An 18,486-nucleotide genomic window follows, 5' to 3' on the forward strand; every position below is an offset into this window, starting at 1 on the left:
ACGCGCGCCGATCGAGAGCGAGACATGCCTCCTCCCGACGCGCATCACGATGCGCCCGCCCACGACGAACGCCAGGACGCGCTCCACGACGCGGAGGAGCGGTTCAGGCTGGCCTTCGAGATGGCGCCGACCGGCAACGCGATCCTGCAGCCCGACGGCCGGCTGATACGGGTCAACGCCTCGCTCGGGACGATGCTCGGCACGGACGGATCGGCGCTGCTGCAACGCCGGATCACGGAGGTGGTGCGGGCGGAGGACCGCGACCGCCTGCAGCAGTTCCTGGACGAGGTCGTGGCCGGTCCCGGCCCGGTCCGGGTGCAGCTTCGGCTGGCCCATGGCAGCGGACGCCCCGTGCACGTCGTGGTGACCGCGTCGGCGGTCCACGATTCCGGTGGGGCGGCGACATGTGTCATCGCCCAGATCGAGGACGTGACCGCCCGCAAGCTGGCCCAGGCCGCCCTGACCCACCAGGCGACGCACGACCCGCTGACCACGCTGCCCAACCGCACGCTGCTGCTCGACCGGCTCGGGCAGGCGCTGGAACGTTCGCGTCGAAACGGCGGTCACATCGCGTTGCTCTTCTGCGACGTCGACCGCTTCAAGCGGATCAACGATTCGCTCGGCCACGAGGTCGGTGACCAGCTGCTGGTCGAGATCGCCCGACGGCTGCGCACCTCCATCCGGGGTGCCGACACCGCAGGACGTCTCAGCGGCGACGAGTTCCTGGTCATCTGCGAGGAGCTGGGCCGCGAGTCCGATGCCATCCGGCTGGCCGAACGCGTTCGTGCGATCACCGACGAACCCATCGCCGTGGCCGGGCACTCCCTGGCGGTCACGCTGTCCATCGGGGTCGCCCATGCCGGCCCGAACGACCAGCCCGCCGCGCTGCTCCGCCGCGCCGACACCGCGATGTACGAGGCCAAGGAACGCGGTCGTGGACGCGTGGAGGTCTTCGACGAGACCCTTCGCGAGCGGGCTCGGGCCCGGCTGCAGCTGGAGACCGAGCTGCGCACCGCCGTGGACGGCGATCAGCTGCGGCTGCACCACCAACCCATCGTGGACCTCTCCACGGGTGACATCGTGGGCCGGGAGGCGCTGGTCCGCTGGCAACATCCCGTCGAGGGCCTCCTGGCCCCCGGGGCGTTCCTGGACGTCGCCGAGGAGTCCGACCTGATCGTCGACCTCGGCTCCTGGGTGCTGGACGAGGCGTGCCGGCAGGGACGCCTCCTGACCGCCAGCAGCACCCGGACCCACGTGGCCATCAACGTCAGCGCCCGCCAGCTCGGACGGCCGGACTTCCGGCGCAGGGTCGAGAACGCGTTGGCCACCAGCGGACTGGGACACGGCCAGCTGATCCTGGAGCTCACCGAGACCTCGTTGCTCAAGGCCGCGAAGTCGACCCTCGCCGACGTCGATGCGCTCAACCGTGCAGGTGTGCGGTTGGCCGTCGACGACTTCGGCACCGGGTACTCCTCCCTGACCTACCTGCAGAAGCTGCCGGTCGGCGTCGTCAAGATCGACCGGTCCTTCGTCGCCGACATCACCACCGACGCCAAGCGTCGGGCGATCGCCAAGGCGGTCATCAGCCTCGGCCAGGCGCTCCAGCTGGACGTCATCGCCGAAGGGGTCGAGGACGCCGAGCAGGCAGCGGTCCTCGCCGACATGGGCTGCCGACAGGCACAGGGATACCTCTTCGGACGGCCCACACCGTTCGAGCACCTCGTGGGCACCACCACCGGCTCCTGACCTGTCGACGTGCCCGACGCCCCGTCGAGCACGTACCCTGCCGTCCCTATGCTGCGGATGTCGACCCTGTTCCTGCGCACCCTGCGCGAAGACCCTGCTGACGCCGAGGTGCCGTCCCACCGGCTGCTCGTGCGTGGTGGCTACATCCGTCGGGCAGCGCCCGGCGGGTTCACCTGGCTGCCGCTGGGCTGGATCGTGTACCGCAAGGTCGAAGCCATCGTCCGTGAGGAGATGGACCGTGCGGGCTTCCAGGAAGTCCACTTCCCGGCGATGCTGCCGCGTGAGCCCTACGAGGCCACGGGCCGCTGGACGGAGTACGGCCCCAACCTGTTCCGGCTCAAGGACCGTCGCGACAACGACATGCTGCTGGCCCCCACCCACGAGGAGATGTTCACGCTCCTCGTGAAGGACCTGTACAGCTCCTACAAGGACCTGCCGCTGTCGATCTACCAGATCCAGACCAAGTACCGCGACGAGGCCCGTCCGCGCGCAGGGTTGCTCCGCGGTCGCGAGTTCGTGATGAAGGACTCCTACTCCTTCGACATCGACGCCGACGGCCTGCAGGCGTCCTACGACCGCCACCGCGATGCCTACATCGCGACCTTCGACCGCCTCGGCATCGACTACGAGATCGTCTCGGCCATGTCCGGCGCGATGGGCGGGTCGGCCAGCGAGGAGTTCCTGGCCCCGATCGAGGTCGGTGAGGACACCTTCGTCCGGTGCACCGCCGGGGACTACGCCGCCAACACCGAAGCCGTCGAGGTCGCCGCCCCCGAGGCGCAGCCGACCGACGGCCTGCCCGACGCCGTCGTCGCCGACACCCCCGACACCCCGACCATCGCCACCCTGGTCGACCTGCTCAACGGGCGGGACGACCTGCGTCGCGAGGACCGTGACTGGACGGCGGCGGACACGCTCAAGAACGTCGTCATGATGCTCGAGCACCCCGACGGCACCCGCGAACCCCTGGCCGTCGGCGTGCCCGGTGACCGCGACGTCGACCTCAAGCGGGTCGAGGCGCAGCTCGCCCCAGCCGTCCCCTCCCCCTTCACCGAGGCCGACTTCGCAGCACACCCGTCGCTGGTCAAGGGCTACATCGGGCCGGAGGTGCTGGGCGAGGAATCGGCGTCGGGCATCCGCTTCCTGGTCGACCCGCGGATCGTCGACGGCACCCGTTGGGTGACCGGGGCCAACGAGCCGGGCCGCCACGTCGTCGGGCTGGTCGCCGGACGTGACTTCACCGCCGACGGCACCATCGAGGCCGCCGAGGTGCACGAGGGCGATCCCTGTCCCCGCTGTGGTTCGCCGATGGAGATCGCCCGTGGCGTGGAGATCGGCCACATCTTCCAGCTCGGCACCAAGTACGCCGAGGCGCTGGACCTGACCGTCCTCGACGAGAACGGCAAGACCCGCACCGTCACGATGGGGTCCTACGGCATCGGCGTGTCCCGCGCCGTGGCCGTGCTGGCCGAGGCCAACCACGACGACGACGGCCTCGTCTGGCCTCGCGCCGTCGCCCCCGCCGACGTGCACGTCGTCGTCGCCGGCAAGAAGAACGGCCCCCAGGGACCGGCCGCCGAGACGCTCGCCACCGAGCTCGAGGCCGCTGGCCTGGAGGTCCTCCTCGACGACCGTGTCGGGGTCTCCCCCGGGGTGAAGTTCAACGACGCCGAGCTGCTGGGCGTGCCCACCATCCTGGTGGTCGGGCGCGGCCTGGACAGCGGTGTCGTCGAGGTCAAGGACCGCCGGACCGGCGAACGCGAGGACGTGGCCCTCGACGTCGTCGTCGACAGGCTCGTCGAGGTCTGCGCAGCGGGCTGATCGCGAGGCGCCTCGCCGCCCCGAGCGCTCAGCAGGGCGGGGGCGCGGACAGGGTTGCCTGGAGCTGTGCTGCGGTCTGCGGACGGCCGAGCAGGTAGCCCTGCGCGACCTCGCACCCCAGCGTTCGGAGCCGCTCGAGGGCGTCGCGGGTCTCGACGCCCTCGACGACCGTCTGCAGGCCGAACGCATGGGCGAGTCCGACCACGGCGGCCATGACGTCATCGGCCTGCGGGGTCACCCCGAGGTCCTTGGTGAAGGACCGGTCGATCTTGACTGCCACCACGGGCAGGTCCCGCATTCGCGCGATCGAGGAGTAGCCGGTGCCGAAGTCGTCGATGACGAGGTGGAGCCCCATGCGCCGCAGCTGATCCAGCGCCTCTCGCGCCTGGTCGAAGTGCCGCATGACCGCCGACTCGGTGACCTCGACGACCAGTAGCTCCGGCGGCAGGCCATGGCGCTGGAGCATGTCGCCCAGGCGTTCGACCAGGTTCGGGTCCGTGAGCTGCTGGACCGCGAGGTTCACCGACACCACCGTGGACCTGCCGGCCGCGTGCCAGGCGGCGGTCTGCTCGACGACCTGCTCCAGCAGCAGGAGCCCGAGCTCCACGATCTGTCCCGTCTCCTCCGCCAGCGGGATGAAACGGTCGGGGTTGGCGACGACGACCCCGTCGCGGTACCAGCGAGCCAGCGCCTCGGCACCGCCCCACTCCCCCGTCTCGAGCATCAGGCTTGGTTGGTAGTGCACGGTGAACTCGCCGTCGGCGATGCCCCTGCGCAGCTGCGCCTCGAGGTCGACGCGTTCCAGCGCCCGTTCGCGCAGCTGCTGGTCGAACACGACCCACCGTGCCCGGCCGCGTTCCTTGGCGGCGTACATCGCGGCGTCGGCGTCGCGAACGAGCCCCTCCGCATCGGCCAGACCGTCATCGATCGCGATGCCGATCGACACCGTCAGGACAAACTCGCCCCGGTCGACGTGGAACGGTTCGGTCAGCACCTCGGCAACGTGACGGGCAGCGTCGGCGATTCGGTCGTCGGTCGCGTCCTCGAGCAGCACGGTGAACTCGTCACCGCCGAACCGGGCAACGGTCTGCTGGCCGGTGAACGCCTTCTGGAACCGATGTCCGAGCTCGGCGAGGATTCGGTCGCCCGTCGGGTGGCCGAAGCTGTCGTTGATCCACTTGAAGCGGTCCAGGTCGAGGAACATGACCGCGGTCCGCGTGGAGCCGTGCCGGAGCCGTCCAACCAGCTTCTGCAGGAACTGCTGGCGGTTGATCAGGCCCGTGAGTGAATCGATCTGCGCCGAGCGGACCAGCTGCTGCTCGGTCCGCTCCCGCTCGATCGCAAGCGCGACCACATCCGCTGCTGCCCTGACCACTGACGTCTCGTCGCGGTCCGGGACGTGCGGGACGTTGCGGTACAGGGCGAAGGTGCCAAGCGCCTCACCTGCCGCGTTCTTGAGCGGGTGGGACCAGATGGCCCGCAGGTCGTAGGTCCCGACGATGTCCTGGTAGCCCTTGGCCAGCGGGTCCACGAGGGTGTCCTCGACCACGACCGCCTCGCCCCGGTGCGCGGCCGTGCCACAGGCACCTTCGCCCTCCCCGATGGGCAGGCCGTCCAGCGCCGCACGCGCACCGGCTGGCAGGCTCGGTGCGGCGCCGTCGCGCAGCACGCCGAGGTCCTCGTCCACCAGCATCACCGAGCAGTACGTGTGCGGGAACCGTCGCTCGATGTCCCGACACATCGTGTCCAGCGTCACGCCGAGCGGCTGTCCACGAACGATCTGCTGCAGGATCGCCTGGTGTGCCGCCAGGTCCTCGTGGGCTCGGCGACGACGATCCTCGGCCTCGTGATCCTCGGTGACGTCCCTGACGATGCCCACGACCTGACGCAATTCGTCGCCGACGCCGTCGGGCAGCGCCCGAGCGGCCAGCCATCGCTGGGTCCCGTCCGGACGCACGATCCGGTACTCCAGATCCCAGGGAACGCCGTCGCGCAGCATGCGCCGCCAGCTGTCCTGCACGTCGTCCCGGTGGTCGGGGTGGACCAGTCGCCTGCTGTAGTCGGCGTTCACCGGCGACTGGTCGGGGGCGATCCCGTGCAGCCGTCGCATCTCCGCGGACCACCACAGTCCACCCCGCGGGTCCCAGGTCCATGTCCCGATGCCCCCGACACGCTCGATCTCGGCAAGCCGGGCATGGCTCGCCTGCGAACCACCCACGCCACCACCTCCGCTCGAACGCCGATCCGGGATCACTGGAACCCGAAGCCCCGTTGCGTGCGCAGCTTACTGGTGGGCTGTCGAGCGCGCCCCGCACGACCGAGGCCGACGGCAACCGGCCCGACGAATCCGTGGCTGTCGCCCGGGCGCGGCGTTCCGTCGGGCGTAGGCTCGGCCGGGATGGGATCCATCGAGGTCATCGACGCCGACATCACCACGCTCCGGGTGGATGCGATCGTCAACGCGGCCAACGAACGGCTGCGCGGAGGTGGAGGCGTGGACGGGGCGATCCACCGTGCCGGCGGACCGGCCGTCCTCGAGGACTGCCGACGGGTGGTCCCCGACGGCGCACGCCTGCCGACCGGCGAGGCGATCGCCACCACAGCTGGTGACCTGCCGGCACGGCTGGTCGTGCACACCGTCGGGCCGGTGTACGCCGCGGCGGGTGACGACGCCCCGGCGCTGTTGCGCTCCTGCTACGAGCGCAGCCTCGCCGTCGCCGCCGAGGAGGGGTGCCGGTCGATCGCGTTCCCGTCGATCTCCACCGGCATCTACGGCTACCCGGTGGACGACGCGAGCCGTATCGCCATGGATGTCCTGACCGCGCACGTCGACGCCGGCCAGGAGCCATCCGTCGTGACCATGTGCTGCTTCGGTGAGGACGACCGGGCCGTGTACCAGCAGGCCCTGGAGGACCTGCGGACCGGCTGACCCGACACGGCGTGCATCGGGGACACCGAATCCGGGTACCCACAGGCCGTGCCCACCACGTCATCCCCGTCGTCCAGCACGGACCCGTCGTCCAGCACGGACCGCAGCACGGACACCGCCACCGGTGCGTCCGCCCCGTCCGAGGTTGACGGGGGCCCGACCCTGGCGTCGATGGGACGGTCGGCGTGGTACCTGCTGGGCATCCTGCTGGCGCTGGGCGCGGTCGGTTGGCTGGTCAGCAGGGTCGCTCTCGTCGTCGTGGCGTGCATCCTCGCGGTGCTGATCGCCGCGACCATCGAACCACTGGTGGAACGCCTCGAGGACCGTGGCGTGTCCAGGACAGTGTCCGCGCTCGGCCTGACCGTGTCGTGGATCCTTGTCCTGCTGGGCGTCTTCGCCCTGGTGGGATGGCGCTTCGTCGACCAGGTGCCCGAGCTGGCCGACCAGCTGCGACAGGCGCTGGAGCGACTCCGCGGACAGTTCCCCGGCCTGCCGATCCCCCGGAACGGGGGGGTCGAGGAGATCTTCTCCTCAGTGGCCGGCACCGGGGACGGCGAGGGCGGCGGCAGCAACGCCGCGGTGTCCGGCCTCCGGGTGCTGGCCGAGGTGCTGACCGGGGCGGCGCTGGCGGTCGTGCTGTCGTTCTTCCTGCTGCGCGACGGGCGTTCGATGTGGGCGTGGTTCCTGGGCCTGTTCTCGCGTCGTCGTCGGGCCCGGGTGGACCGGATGGGCCATGCTGCCTACGGCACGATCGCCCAGTACGTCCGTGGCCTGACCGTCGTCGCCCTGGCCGATGCCACCCTAAGCGCCATCGGGCTGTTCGCGCTCGGTGTGCCCCTGGCCGAGGCGCTCGTCGTCCTGACCCTCTTCGCCGCCTACATCCCCACCATCGGTGCGTTCGTGGTGGGCGGCCTTGCCGTCGCCACCGCGTTCGCGTCCGGCGGGACGGGGCTGGCGATCACCGTCGGGGTGCTCTACACCGTGATCCAGCAGGTCGACGGCAACGTCCTCCAGCCGTGGGTGATGGGCTCGCGGCTGCCACTGCATCCCGCGGCGGTGCTGATCGCCCTGACGTGCGGTGGGCTGCTCGCCGGCGTCGTCGGCGCCCTGCTGTTCGTGCCGCTGTCCGCCGCGGTGGTGGCGGCCTTCCGGGCCTGGCGCGAGGACCGCGACGGGGTGCACGAGGATCAGACCACCATCCCGGCGGCGGCACACACGGCCTGACCCGTGGTCGGAGGGCCCGCCGGCGCCCTTCGGGTGCGGCGTTCACCAGAGGTTGTGGTCGACCTCGGCGGTCAGGAAGGCGTATGTCCGTTCGAAGGTGGTCGCCGCACGGACCTCTGCACCGTGCAGCGCCCGCGGCGAGTTGGGGAACACCACGAGCGTGTTCGGGGCGTAGGGCACGGTCACCACCGGCTCCACCCGGTCCGCTGACAGCTCCAGGTCGTCCGCGAACGTCGTCGGCGCGCCGTCACGCCAGCGATACAGGACCAGGCCGCCCCCGTCGGTGTCGTCGTCGGGATGTCGCATGTACAGCAGCGCGGAGAACAGCCGGCTGGGGAGGTCGAGATGTTGCTGCCGATGGCTGCCCGCTTCCGCCGGTGAGGCCGAGATCGTCTCCAGGCGACAGTCCACCCGGACCTCGGCGTCGGCCGGCATCGGGTCCCCGAGGCCCGGCGGGATCATGTCAGCGCCCACGAGTGACCACGATGCCGTCTCCAGCGCGGCTGCTGTCGGCAGCGGCGGGGCCCAGTGGTCGGCGAACACCTCGGCGACGCGAACCGCCATGTCCACCGTCAGGTGGCGGCCGACGAAGTCCCGCCATGCCGGGTCGACGTGGGGCAGCCGTTGCAGGACCCAACCCGGGACGACCGAACGCACGTTGGCCCCTGTTGCCGGGCCGGCTTGACGTGTGCGGGCCAGGCGCTCGTACACCTCGTCGGGCAGGGCGTCGTGCACGACCGCGTGCGGAAAGGGGTCCACCACGACGTCGTCGGGGCCGAGGCGGTCGAACACGGTGGGGTGAGGGGAGCTGATGAGGGGTCCCTGCGGGTGTGGGTGGATCGGGACGGCGGGGAAGCCTACTCCTCCGCACCCGGCCGCTGGTTAGCCTGCGCCCCATGCCGACCCTGACCACCGATCATGCCCACACACTGCTCGCCGAGGGCTTCAGCGCCTGGGTGAACGAGCTCGACCTGCGGGTGGAGGAGATCACCGACGACGGGGTGGTCATGCGGATGCCGTTCGACCAGAAGCTGTGCCGGGCAGGCGGCATCGTGTGCGGGCAGGCGTTCATGGCCCTGGCCGACACGGCTTCGGTGTTCGCCTTGTGGGCCGCGGCCGGCGACATCCGCGCCTGCACCACCGTCGACCAGTCGACGCAGATGATGCGTCCCATCAGCGACGCCGACGTCCTTGCGACCGCGCGTGTCCTGCGGTTGGGCCGGTCCATGGCCTTCGTGCAGGTCCTGCTGACCGCCGACGGCGACCCGCGACCGGCGGTCAACGCACAGGTGACGCTCGCCCTGGTGTGAGCCGGGACGCGCCTCGACGAGGGCGACGCGAGCGAGCGGGCCGGTCGTCCTAGAACGCGAAGTCGATCACGGCGGTGTCGCCCTCGAAGATCGTCAAGGAGCCCGAGTCCACCAGGTTGCCGTCCACGTAGATGTCGTAGGCGACGGACGCGTCGACGAGATTGCAGGCCGAGAAGAGGGTGACCTCGAGGGTGTAGGCGCCGTCGCTGCCGATGTGGTTGACGGACTCCTCGGCCGGGAACGGCGCCCCGCAGTCGCCCGTCGAGTCGTTCCCCGCGGGGATCACGTCCTGCGTCGGCGTGATCAACCGTGCATCGAAGTCCGAGCCGTCGTCCCAGAAGATCTGGACGGTGACATCGAAGTCCTCCTGCACCTGCGGAACCACCGGTGCGGGAGGTGGCGCCGCGGGGGCCGGGGCCGGGGCCGGGGCCGGGGCGGGAGCCGGGGCAGGAGCCGCAGGGGCGGGTGCGGGTGCCGGAGGGGCAGGCGCGGGGGCAGCCGGCGCCGGTGTCGGCGTCGTGGCCGGCTCGGTCGTCCGTACGGGGACAGGTGACGACGTGGCCGCGTCGAGCACGACGTCGTCACCGTCGTCGTCCCCGAGGACGACGAAGGCGGCGATGCCGACCGCGACGAGTGCGACGACCAGGGCCACGATCCCGAGGATCAGGCCCCTGCGGTCGTTGGGCTGCTGCGGCGACTGCTGGTAGTAGCCACCCTGCGGTGGCGGTCCGCCCGGCCCCTGCGGCGGGTACTGCTGGCCGCCCGGTGGATACTGCGCGCCCATGTCCATGGTCCTCTCGTCGTCCCGCTGACCGACGCACCATATATCGGAGCGTGGCCCAGGGGTGGGCGGCACACGCGAAACGCCTCCAGGGTTGCTGAAAGGTCGCGCGAGCGACTGCAGCCAACGACGCTCGGGGTGTGCCCATCCCGTCCTGCGGCTCAAGCGCAGGGGCGGCGGTGCCGATGGTGGAGGAGATGGTGATCTTCGGCACCGCCAGCGGCGCGGTCTACGAGTGGCACGGCAACCTCCTGACCCGTGCCCTCGACGGCGTGCTGCAGGCTCGGACCGACATCAACGACGTGGCCCGCGTCGTGGTGGGCCAGCGCGCCGTGCTGATGACCCACGACGGCACCGTCAGCCTGACCGACCGGGTCGTCCGCGTGATCGCCGGAAACGCCCTGGCCCAGGCGGTCTGAGCCAGGACGTCGCGTCGCCTCAGTCCTCGAACGCCTCCGGCGGCGGGCAGGCGCAGACCAGGTTCTTGTCGCCGTAGGCCTGGTCGATGCGGCTGACCGGGGACCAGTACTTGCCGGCCCGTTCCACGCCGACGGGGAACGCCGCGTCCTCACGGGAGTAGGTCCTGTCCCATTCCCCGACCAGCAGGTCCTCCACCGTGTGCGGCGCGTGACGCAGCGCCGAGTCCTCTACGGCGACCTCACCGCGTTCGACTGCGGCGATCTCCTCGCGGATGGCCAGCATGGCGTCGCAGAACCGGTCGACCTCGACCAGCGGCTCGGATTCCGTCGGCTCGACCATCAGCGTGCCGGGCACGGGGAAGCTCATCGTCGGGGCGTGGAAGCCGTAGTCGATCAGCCGCTTCGCCACGTCCTCGTTGGTGATCCCCGTCTCCTTGGTGAGGGGACGCAGGTCGAGGATGCACTCGTGGGCGACGGTGCCGTGTTCGCCGGTGTAGAGGACCGGGAAGGCGTCCTTGAGCCGTTCGGCGATGTAGTTGGCCGACAGGATCGCCACCGACGTCGCGTCGGTCAGCCCCTCCCCGCCCATCATCCGGATGTAGGCCCACGGGATCGCGAGGATCCCCGCGGAGCCGTTGACCGCCGCCGAGATGGCGGGGGCCGCTGCAGAACCCGGCAGGAACGGCACGAGGTGCGCACCGACGGCGACCGGGCCGACGCCGGGGCCACCACCGCCGTGGGGGATGCAGAAGGTCTTGTGGAGGTTCAGGTGGCTGACGTCGGCACCGAACTTCCCCGGCTGGGCCAGGCCGACGAGGGCGTTGAGGTTCGCGCCGTCGAGGTACACCTGCCCGCCGTGCTCGTGGACGATGTCGCAGATGTCGGTGATGCCCTGCTCGAACACGCCCGCGGTCGAGGGGTAGGTGACCATGATCGCGGCCAGGGTGTCGGCGTGGGCCTCGGCCTTGGCCCGCAGGTCGTCGATGTCGACCGCACCGGCGTCGGTGGTGGCCACGACGACGACACGCATGCCGGCCATGACGGCGCTGGCGGCGTTGGTGCCGTGCGCCGAGGACGGGATCAGGCACACGTCGCGCTGGGTGTCACCACGCGAACCGTGGTAGCCGCGGATGGCCAGCAGCCCGGCCAGCTCACCCTGTGATCCGGCGTTGGGCTGCACGCTCACGGCGGCGTAGCCGGTGATGTCGGCCAACCACTGCTCGAGCTGCTCGACCATCAGCCGGCTGCCGGCGGTGGTGTCCTCGGGCGCGAACGGGTGGATGTCGGCGAACTGGTGCCAGCTGATGGCCTCGAGCTCCACGGCGGCGTTGAGCTTCATGGTGCACGAGCCCAGCGGGATCATCGCCCGGTCCAGGGCGAGGTCCTTGGCGGCCAGCCCACGCACGTAGCGCATGAACGACGTCTCGTTGCGGTGGGCGTGGAAGACCGGGTGGGTCATGAACTCGCTGGTGCGGGCCAGGGCGTCGGGCAGCGCCGGCGGGTCGATCTCGTCGTGGTGGCCGACGGGGTCGATCCCGAACGCGGCGCAGACGGCCTCGAGGTCGTCCTGGCCGGTGGTCTCGTCGAAGCTGATGCCGACGTGATCGGCGTCGATGCGGCGCAGCAGCAGGCCGGACTCGCGGGCGGCGTCGGCGATCGCCTCGGCGCGGCCGGGCACGCGGGCGGTGACGGTGTCGAACACGACGTCGGCCACGATCTCGATCCCCCCGGCGGTCAACGACGCGGACAGCGTCGTGGCCAGGCGACGGCAGTGGTCGGCCACGCGCGTCAGGCCGTCCGGGCCGTGGTAGGTCGCGTAGAACCCGGCGGCGACGGCCAGCAGCACCTGGGCGGTGCAGATGTTGGACGTGGCCTTCTCGCGGCGGATGTGCTGCTCACGGGTCTGCAGGGCCAGGCGGTTGGCGGGACGACCCTTGGTGTCCACGCTGACACCGACCAGGCGGCCCGGGAGGGTGCGCTTGTAGTCCTCGCTGGTGGAGATGTAGGCGGCGTGCGGACCGCCGAACCACATCGGCACGCCGAAGCGCTGCGTGGATCCGACGGCGATGTCGGCACCCATCTCGCCGGGAGGGGTCAGCAGGGTCAGCGCCAGCGGGTCGGCGGCGACGATGGCCAGCCCCCCGTGGTCGTGGATGGCGTCGATGGCCGGGCGCAGGTCACGGACGGCACCACCGCTGCCGGGGTACTGCAGCAGCAGCCCGAACGCCTCGGGCAGCTCGTCGTCCCACGGGTCGACGCTGGCGACCTTGACGCCCAGCGGTTCGGCGCGGGTCTGCAGCACCGACAGGGTCTGCGGGTGCACGTCGGCGTCGACGAGGAAGGTGTCGGGGGCGCCCCGCACGGCGCGGCGGGCCATCGTCATCGCCTCGGCGGCGGCGGTGCCCTCGTCCAGCAGGCTGGCGTTGGCCAACGGCAGGCCGGTCAGGTCCGCCACGACGGTCTGGAAGTTCAGCAACGCCTCGAGGCGGCCCTGGGAGATCTCGGGCTGGTACGGCGTGTACGCGGTGTACCAGGACGGGTTCTCCAGCACGTTGCGGCGGATCACCGGCGGGGTGACCGTGCCGTAGTAGCCCTGACCGATGAGGCTGGTCAGCGGCTGGTTCATGCCAGCCATCTCGCGCAGCTCCTCCAGTGCCGCGTCCTCGCTGGCGGCCCCCGTGAAGCCGGTCAGCGTCAACGGCTCGGACTGGCGGATCGTCGTTGGGACGGTGGCGTCGAGCAGCTCGTCGAGCGACCCACGGCCGAGGGTCTCGAGCATGCGCGCGACGTCGCCGTCGTCCATGCCGATGTGCCGGGTGGTGAAGGGATGGGCGGTCACGTGCGCTCCAGCGGTGGTCGAGTCAGCGTCCTCGCCCCGATGCGGTGGCGAAGGGTGACCCCCGCTGTTCCTGGCCTGAGAGCTTCACCGCCCGGGTGCGGACGGCTTTCCCCTTCGGCGCCGGCCAGCACTGGCCGAGCTCTTCAGCGTGCGCCTGATCGGGCGGTCCGGGTGCCTGAGAGTTTCCGGGGCGGTTGCTCCTTCGGCGCCGGTCGAGGTGGATGCCCGACCGATCTCTCCCGCGCGACCGTGGCGGCGCAGCCCTGAGGGTAGCGCAGCGAGCCGCCCGGGTCGCCTGACCTTCATCCGACGTTCACTCCCCCTCAACAGGGTCGGGGCGGGGTGATCGCGAATCAAGTGGGTGTCCCCCTTCCGCGTCGCCGTTGTCGCGGACATCACCACCAGGAGCCCGTCCGACCATGCCCGCCATCCCCGTTCCCGACCAGCCCCTCGGCCGTCGCTCGTTCCTGCAGCGCAGCGCCTACTTCATCGGCGGCGCCGCAGCCGCCGTGCCGCTGTCGGCGCTGGCAGCCAACGCCGCACACGCCCAGACCGGTCCCGTCACCGCCGGTCCGCTGGGGCTGCACCTCGACGAGTCCCTCCAGCTCACCGACAACGGCGGCTACGGGCCGCTGCAGCCGTCCAACCTCGGTGAGGAGCTGTACCTGCCCGAGGGCTTCACGGCGAAAACGCTCTCGCCCAGGGGGACCACGATGAGCAACGGTGTGCCGGTCCCCGGTGCCCACGACGGCATGGCCTGCTTCGGCATGCCCGACGGCACGCTGCGGCTGGTCCGCAACCACGAGACCTCCGGTGGCTCGCCGTTCGGTGCCAACGCCTACGACACCCAGCTCGGTGGCACGACGACCGTCGTGTTCGACCCCGAGGGAGACGGCGTCGAGCTGTCCACGCATCCCTCGGTGACCGGCCTGATCCGGCCGTGCGGCGGCGGTCCGACCCCGTGGGGTTCGTGGCTGGCCTGTGAGGAGACCACCGCCACGACCGACAAGCCGCACGGCTACGTGTTCGAGGTTCCCGCCGCCGCGGATACCCCCGTCGACCCCGTGCCGCTCGTGGCGATGGGCCGGTTCAACCACGAGGCTGTCGCCGTGGACCCGCGGTCCGGCGACGTCTACGAGACCGAGGACACCGGCAACTCCGGCATCTACCGGTTCCGGCCGACCGAACCCGGCAACCTGGCCGCCGGCGGCGAGCTGCAGATGCTCAAGGTCGTCGGGGTCGACGGCTACGACACGCGCACCGGGCAGGCCGTCGGCTCCTCCCTGGCGGTGGAGTGGGTACCGATCAACGACCCCGATCCCGCCGAGGCCGAGTGGACCGGTGACAACACCTACCGCGAGGGCATCGCGCGCGGCGGTGCGACGTTCGCCCGTGGCGAGGGTGCATGGACGGGGGTGACCACCGACGAGGACGGCAACGTCGTCGACGTCACGATCTGGTTCGCCTGCACCTCCGGCGGTGACGCCGGCGAGGGGCAGGTCTGGGCCTACCACCCGGACGTGGCCGACCCGGAGCACGGGCAGCTCACCCTCGTCTTCGAGTCGCCGGGCAACCACGTCCTCGGCCACCCGGACAACATCACCGTGCACCCGGTCAGCGGGGTCGTCACGGTCTGCGAGGACGGCGGTGGCGCCCCCATCCAGCTGGCCGGCCAGGGCCTGCCGGGGTCGACCAACGGCATCCCGGCGGAGTCGACGTACAACGAGGCCCTTGCCCGCCGCCAGCGCGTCCACGGGGTGACCACCGACGGCAGGATCTTCTCCTTCGCCCACCAGTTCGGCTCGGAGTTCGCCGGCGCGTGCTGGAGCCCCGACGGGAAGTGGTTCTTCGTCAACATCCAGGGCAACGCCACGACCTACGCGATCACCGGTCCCTGGGAGAAGGGTCCGTTCGGCCAGTGATCACGGGGCGCTGGCCGGCCAGCCGGACTGGCCGGCCAGGGCCCGATCAGCAGTACCGATCGGGCACGCCGACGATGGTCAGGTCGCCCGGGCCCGACGGGGTGCGGTGATGCGGATCGACCCGCCCGGGAAGGAGGTCGGTCAACGAGCCGTTCTCCGCGGCGTACCACTCGCTGGGAAAGGCGAATCGCTCGTCGTCCCCATCGGACACATAGAGCGGGTTGCGGACCAAGCGTCCACGGTGATGCGGCGCCGGATCCGACAGGGCCGCTTCAGCAGCCAGTCCGTCGCCGATCGCCGCACACAACCACTTGCCACCCTCGAGGTCCGGACCGTCGATGGTCGGATCGGCGGTCCGGTTCGACAGGTAGGTCGCCTGCAGCTCGTCCTCGGTCCACATCCGGACCGGCCCGAGGGCCGACAGCATCCCGCGCCAGCCCTCCACGGTGTGCTCGGTGCCCTCGTGGGGTGCGTGGGCGACGTTGCCCAGCCTGGCCAGGACCACGGGCCCCCCTCCGGCGACTCGGACGAGCTCGGCGGCACGAGCGGGAAGGTCCGACAAGTAGCAGAACGCGTCGGAGCAGACCGCCGACGTCGCGGCACCGTCGCGAAGGGGCAGCGTGCGGTTGGCATCGGCGCACACGTGCAGCGCGTGCGGTGCGACGTACCACCTGCTGACCCACAGCGACAGGAACGACTGGTCGACGGCGATGGCCGGCCGTGTGGTGCCCAGCGTATGCAGCAGGTGCCCGTACCCGCTGCAGAGGTCGACGATCGGCCCGTCCGGCATCCCTTCCAGCAGCGCCAGCGCGGCCAGCATGCGGGGCTGTCCGAAGCGCATGAAGAAGTGGTTGTACAGGTCGCCCGGCAGCGCGGTGCGTCGGTAGGTCAGATGCAGCCAACGCTCTGCGGTCATCGTGTCCCGTCGACGTCGCAGGACGGCACCGATCAGGGGACGGCGCAGACGGGCCATCTCGCGGGCGATCGGCGATGCCGTGGCGACCCACCGGGGGATCCGTCGTCCGGACAGTCGATGCGGTGCCGGGGGCCGGACGAGCAGGGTCGACAACACCGTGCTGGTTCGTCCCTCCCGCAGCCGAGCGACGACGTCGGCCACGCTCGGACCAGGAAGGACCACACCGGCGTCGGCCTCCGACATGTGGCCCAGGGACCCGTCGTTGAGGATCACGATGTCGTCGATCAGCGGATGCTCCCTGCAGCTGCAGCGCAGCAGTCCCCAGCGACCTCGCCCCTCGGCAGGGGTCGGCACGTCGTGGACCTCGAGGGTCCCACGACAGTAGGGGCAGCGCAGCGCAGCCAGGCGCTGGTCGACGTCTCCGGCACTCGCGGGCGACACGGACGAGGCCGTCACGAGCCGCACCGGCCGTTGACGTGAGGTGGACGGGGGAACGTTTGCATGCGGGTGGCGAACACGTTCGCCGGTGTGCAGCAGCACATGGGGAGACCTCCGGGGATGCCGAACGCGCCCCTCGGCGACGTTCGGATGCAGGTATGCCGAATGACCCGGACCACGCGTCCGGGGAGCCGGTCTAGACCTGCAGCACCGCCACCGCCACGAGCCGCCTGCTGAAGGGCGGTGGGCGACCGTTCGGCGGTTGTTGCCGGTCCCCGCCTCCCGCGGGTTGGGGGACGGTTGTCCAGAGGGCTGCTACCGCCAGGGCAACGAGCAGGAACACGACGCCGGCCACCCGCGCCTCCGCCGACTGTCGGTTGTCGACCGGACCATCGCTGGGCGCACGATCCTCCGGATGCCCGAAGTGATGGTCGTCGACGACGTAGGCGTGACGGTGACCGTCCTCACCCGGGACGTGGCTGTGCGCATGCAGCACGCCGGCAGTCTGCAGGACCACCATCACCAGGACCGCCGAGATGGCGAAGAGGATGCGCACCGACGTCACTGTAAGTGATCTGAAAGACAAGCGACACCCCTTGTCCTCGTGTGGGTGTGGCCCTCCCGTCAACGGGCAGTCTCCGCAGATGTCCCGCCGTACCCTCCTCGTCCTGGGTGACCAGCTCAACCGGGCGACCGGTGCGCTGGCCGACGTCGGCCCCGAGGACGTCGGTGTCCGCATGGTCCTCAGCCGTGCGAAGCTCGCGCAGCGGCCGTGGCACCGCGCCAAGCTGCACCTCGTCATCTCCGCCATGCGTCGCTTCGCCGACGGCCTGCGGGAGGAGGGGTTCGAGGTCGACTGGCGGGTGGAGGACACCTGGGCCGACGGTCTGGACGGCGCCGTCGACCCGGTGGTGATGGCCCCATCCTCCTGGGACCTCCGGCAGCGACTGGACGACCTCGGGGTCGAGCAGGTCCCCAACGACGCGTTCGTGGTCGGCGAGGACGGCTTCGCGGAGTGGGCTCGCGGCCGCAACTCCCTGGGGCTGGAGTGGTTCTACCGGCAGGTCCGCACCGAGACGGGCTGGTTGATGGACGAGGGCGAACCCACCGGTGGACAGTGGAACCACGACAAGGACAATCGCCAGCGGCCACCGGCGGACGGCGTGTCCCCTCCTCCCCCATGGCGTCCCACGGAGGACGCCCTGGACGAGGAGGTCCGTCGGGAGGTCCGGGGCTTCGAGCAGTCGCTGGGCCTGGAGCTGTACGGGTCGATGGACGAGCGGATCTTCGCGACCTCGCGAGCCGAGGCCCTGGCGGCGCTGGAGGACTTCCTCGACCACCGCCTGGCAGGGTTCGGGCCGCTGGAGGACGCGGTGGTCGACGACGAACCCTTCATGTGGCACTCGCTGCTGAGCGTCCCCCTCAACTACGGCCTACTGCACCCCCACGAGGTGTGCGAGGCCGTGGACGCCCGGTGGCGCGACGGCCGGCGGGACCTGCCGGTGGCCTCGGCGGAGGGGTTCCTGCGCCAGGTGGCCGGCTGGCGGGAGTACGTGTGGGGGATCTACTGGCATCGGATGCCGGGCTGGCGCGAGGAGAACCACCTGGGCCACGACGGAACGGTGCCGCAGGCCTTCTGGGACGGCGAGACCGACATGGCCTGCATCTCCAGCACCGTCGGGGGCCTGCTGGAGCGCGGCTGGAACCACCACATCCCCCGGTTGATGCTGCTGGGCAACTACGCGCTGATGGCGGGGGTGGACCCACAGGCGCTCACGGAGTGGTTCCACTCGATGTACGTCGACGCCTTCGACTGGGTGATGGTGCCCAACGTGATCGGCATGTCGCAGTGGGCCGACGGCGGGGTGATGGCCACCAAGCCGTACGCCTCGACGGCCCGGTACGTCAACAGGATGACGACCCATTGCGAGGGCTGCGCCTTCGACCACCGGACCCGCACCGAGGACGACTCGTGTCCCTTCAACTCGTTGTACTGGGACTTCCTGTCACGCCACCGCACGACGTTGTCGGCCAACCACCGCATGGCCCCGATCCTGGGCAACCTCGACCGCTTCTCCCGCGGCGAACGGGATGCCATCCGCGAGCGGGCACGGCGGTTCCGCACCGACGGGTGAACGCCA

Annotated in this window: 14 protein-coding genes and 2 riboswitches; of the genes, 8 read left to right on the forward strand and 6 right to left on the reverse strand. The window is 70.9% G+C overall.

Features of this window, described 5'->3' with window-relative positions:
- The first annotated feature begins 24 nt into the window (after positions 1–24).
- Together DVS28_RS14825 and DVS28_RS14830 are read left to right on the forward strand one after the other, a co-directional pair.
- Complete coding sequence (locus tag DVS28_RS14825; protein ID WP_114592148.1) at positions 25–1,746, forward strand: putative bifunctional diguanylate cyclase/phosphodiesterase; 1,722 nt, start codon at positions 25–27, stop codon at positions 1,744–1,746.
- A 48-nt stretch (positions 1,747–1,794) separates the two neighbouring features.
- Positions 1,795–3,567, forward strand: coding sequence for a proline--tRNA ligase (locus DVS28_RS14830; RefSeq protein WP_216826053.1), 1,773 nt, complete (start codon positions 1,795–1,797; stop codon positions 3,565–3,567).
- A 28-nt stretch (positions 3,568–3,595) separates the two neighbouring features.
- Here DVS28_RS14830 and DVS28_RS14835 read toward each other — a convergent pair whose 3' ends face one another.
- Complete coding sequence (locus DVS28_RS14835) at positions 3,596–5,785, reverse strand: putative bifunctional diguanylate cyclase/phosphodiesterase (RefSeq protein ID WP_164710570.1); 2,190 nt, start codon at positions 5,783–5,785, stop codon at positions 3,596–3,598.
- 180 nt (positions 5,786–5,965) lie between these two features.
- Between DVS28_RS14835 and DVS28_RS14840 the strand changes: the two genes are divergently transcribed.
- On the forward strand, positions 5,966–6,496 hold the full coding sequence (locus tag DVS28_RS14840; RefSeq protein ID WP_114592150.1) for an O-acetyl-ADP-ribose deacetylase: 531 nt from the start codon (positions 5,966–5,968) through the stop codon (positions 6,494–6,496).
- Between the two features lie 48 nt (positions 6,497–6,544).
- Entirely contained in the window at positions 6,545–7,720 is a 1,176-nt protein-coding gene (locus DVS28_RS14845) for an AI-2E family transporter (RefSeq protein WP_114592151.1), read from the forward strand.
- Positions 7,721–7,762: 42 nt separating this feature from the next.
- Here the strand turns inward: DVS28_RS14845 and DVS28_RS14850 are convergent, their stop codons facing one another.
- Complete coding sequence (locus DVS28_RS14850; RefSeq protein WP_114592152.1) at positions 7,763–8,512, reverse strand: 2OG-Fe(II) oxygenase; 750 nt, start codon at positions 8,510–8,512, stop codon at positions 7,763–7,765.
- Positions 8,513–8,616: 104 nt separating this feature from the next.
- On the opposite strand from DVS28_RS14850, the gene DVS28_RS14855 reads away from it, so the two are divergent.
- On the forward strand, positions 8,617–9,030 hold the full coding sequence (locus DVS28_RS14855; protein ID WP_114592153.1) for a PaaI family thioesterase: 414 nt from the start codon (positions 8,617–8,619) through the stop codon (positions 9,028–9,030).
- A 49-nt stretch (positions 9,031–9,079) separates the two neighbouring features.
- On the opposite strand, the gene DVS28_RS28470 is transcribed toward DVS28_RS14855, so the two are convergent.
- Positions 9,080–9,814, reverse strand: a complete 735-nt coding sequence (locus DVS28_RS28470) for a hypothetical protein (RefSeq protein WP_164709722.1) — start codon at positions 9,812–9,814, stop codon at positions 9,080–9,082.
- Positions 9,815–9,951: 137 nt separating this feature from the next.
- Between DVS28_RS28470 and DVS28_RS14865 the strand changes: the two genes are divergently transcribed.
- Positions 9,952–10,230, forward strand: a complete 279-nt coding sequence (locus DVS28_RS14865) for a hypothetical protein (protein ID WP_164710572.1) — start codon at positions 9,952–9,954, stop codon at positions 10,228–10,230.
- 19 nt (positions 10,231–10,249) lie between these two features.
- Here the strand turns inward: DVS28_RS14865 and gcvP are convergent, their stop codons facing one another.
- The gene (gene gcvP, locus DVS28_RS14870) at positions 10,250–13,033 is read right to left on the reverse strand and encodes an aminomethyl-transferring glycine dehydrogenase (protein WP_342795446.1); all 2,784 of its coding nucleotides are present in this window, start codon (positions 13,031–13,033) and stop codon (positions 10,250–10,252) included.
- Between the two features lie 96 nt (positions 13,034–13,129).
- A riboswitch (glycine riboswitch) is annotated at positions 13,130–13,220 on the reverse strand.
- A 2-nt stretch (positions 13,221–13,222) separates the two neighbouring features.
- Positions 13,223–13,321: riboswitch (glycine riboswitch) on the reverse strand.
- Positions 13,322–13,488: 167 nt separating this feature from the next.
- Between gcvP and DVS28_RS14875 the strand changes: the two genes are divergently transcribed.
- The gene (locus DVS28_RS14875; protein ID WP_114592156.1) at positions 13,489–14,991 is read left to right on the forward strand and encodes an alkaline phosphatase PhoX; all 1,503 of its coding nucleotides are present in this window, start codon (positions 13,489–13,491) and stop codon (positions 14,989–14,991) included.
- 46 nt (positions 14,992–15,037) lie between these two features.
- Here DVS28_RS14875 and DVS28_RS14880 read toward each other — a convergent pair whose 3' ends face one another.
- Together DVS28_RS14880 and DVS28_RS14885 are read right to left on the reverse strand one after the other, a co-directional pair.
- Positions 15,038–16,348: a class I SAM-dependent methyltransferase gene (locus DVS28_RS14880; protein WP_216826054.1), complete on the reverse strand. Its 1,311-nt coding sequence runs from the start codon at positions 16,346–16,348 to the stop codon at positions 15,038–15,040.
- A gap of 193 nt (positions 16,349–16,541) precedes the next feature.
- Positions 16,542–16,901, reverse strand: coding sequence for a hypothetical protein (locus DVS28_RS14885; protein ID WP_164710574.1), 360 nt, complete (start codon positions 16,899–16,901; stop codon positions 16,542–16,544).
- 88 nt (positions 16,902–16,989) lie between these two features.
- Between DVS28_RS14885 and DVS28_RS14890 the strand changes: the two genes are divergently transcribed.
- A complete protein-coding gene (locus DVS28_RS14890) occupies positions 16,990–18,480 on the forward strand; it encodes a cryptochrome/photolyase family protein (RefSeq protein WP_114592159.1) in 1,491 nt (496 codons plus the stop codon).
- Positions 18,481–18,486: the final 6 nt, after the last annotated feature.

Origin of the sequence: Euzebya pacifica (assembly GCF_003344865.1) — a bacterium.
Classification (GTDB): Bacteria; Actinomycetota; Nitriliruptoria; order Euzebyales; family Euzebyaceae; genus Euzebya; species Euzebya pacifica.

Excerpts from the sequence above, each read along its gene's own strand:
- DVS28_RS14825 (WP_114592148.1), top strand. The coding sequence starts at position 25 with ATGCCTCCTCCCGACGCGCATCACGATGCGCCCGCCCACGACGAACGC.
- DVS28_RS14830 (WP_216826053.1), top strand. The coding sequence starts at position 1,795 with ATGCTGCGGATGTCGACCCTGTTCCTGCGCACCCTGCGCGAAGACCCT.
- DVS28_RS14840 (WP_114592150.1), top strand. The coding sequence starts at position 5,966 with ATGGGATCCATCGAGGTCATCGACGCCGACATCACCACGCTCCGGGTG.
- DVS28_RS14855 (WP_114592153.1), top strand. The coding sequence starts at position 8,617 with ATGCCGACCCTGACCACCGATCATGCCCACACACTGCTCGCCGAGGGC.
- DVS28_RS28470 (WP_164709722.1), bottom strand. The coding sequence starts at position 9,814 with ATGGGCGCGCAGTATCCACCGGGCGGCCAGCAGTACCCGCCGCAGGGG.
- gcvP (WP_342795446.1), bottom strand. The coding sequence starts at position 13,033 with ATGGACGACGGCGACGTCGCGCGCATGCTCGAGACCCTCGGCCGTGGG.
- DVS28_RS14875 (WP_114592156.1), top strand. The coding sequence starts at position 13,489 with ATGCCCGCCATCCCCGTTCCCGACCAGCCCCTCGGCCGTCGCTCGTTC.
- DVS28_RS14890 (WP_114592159.1), top strand. The coding sequence starts at position 16,990 with ATGTCCCGCCGTACCCTCCTCGTCCTGGGTGACCAGCTCAACCGGGCG.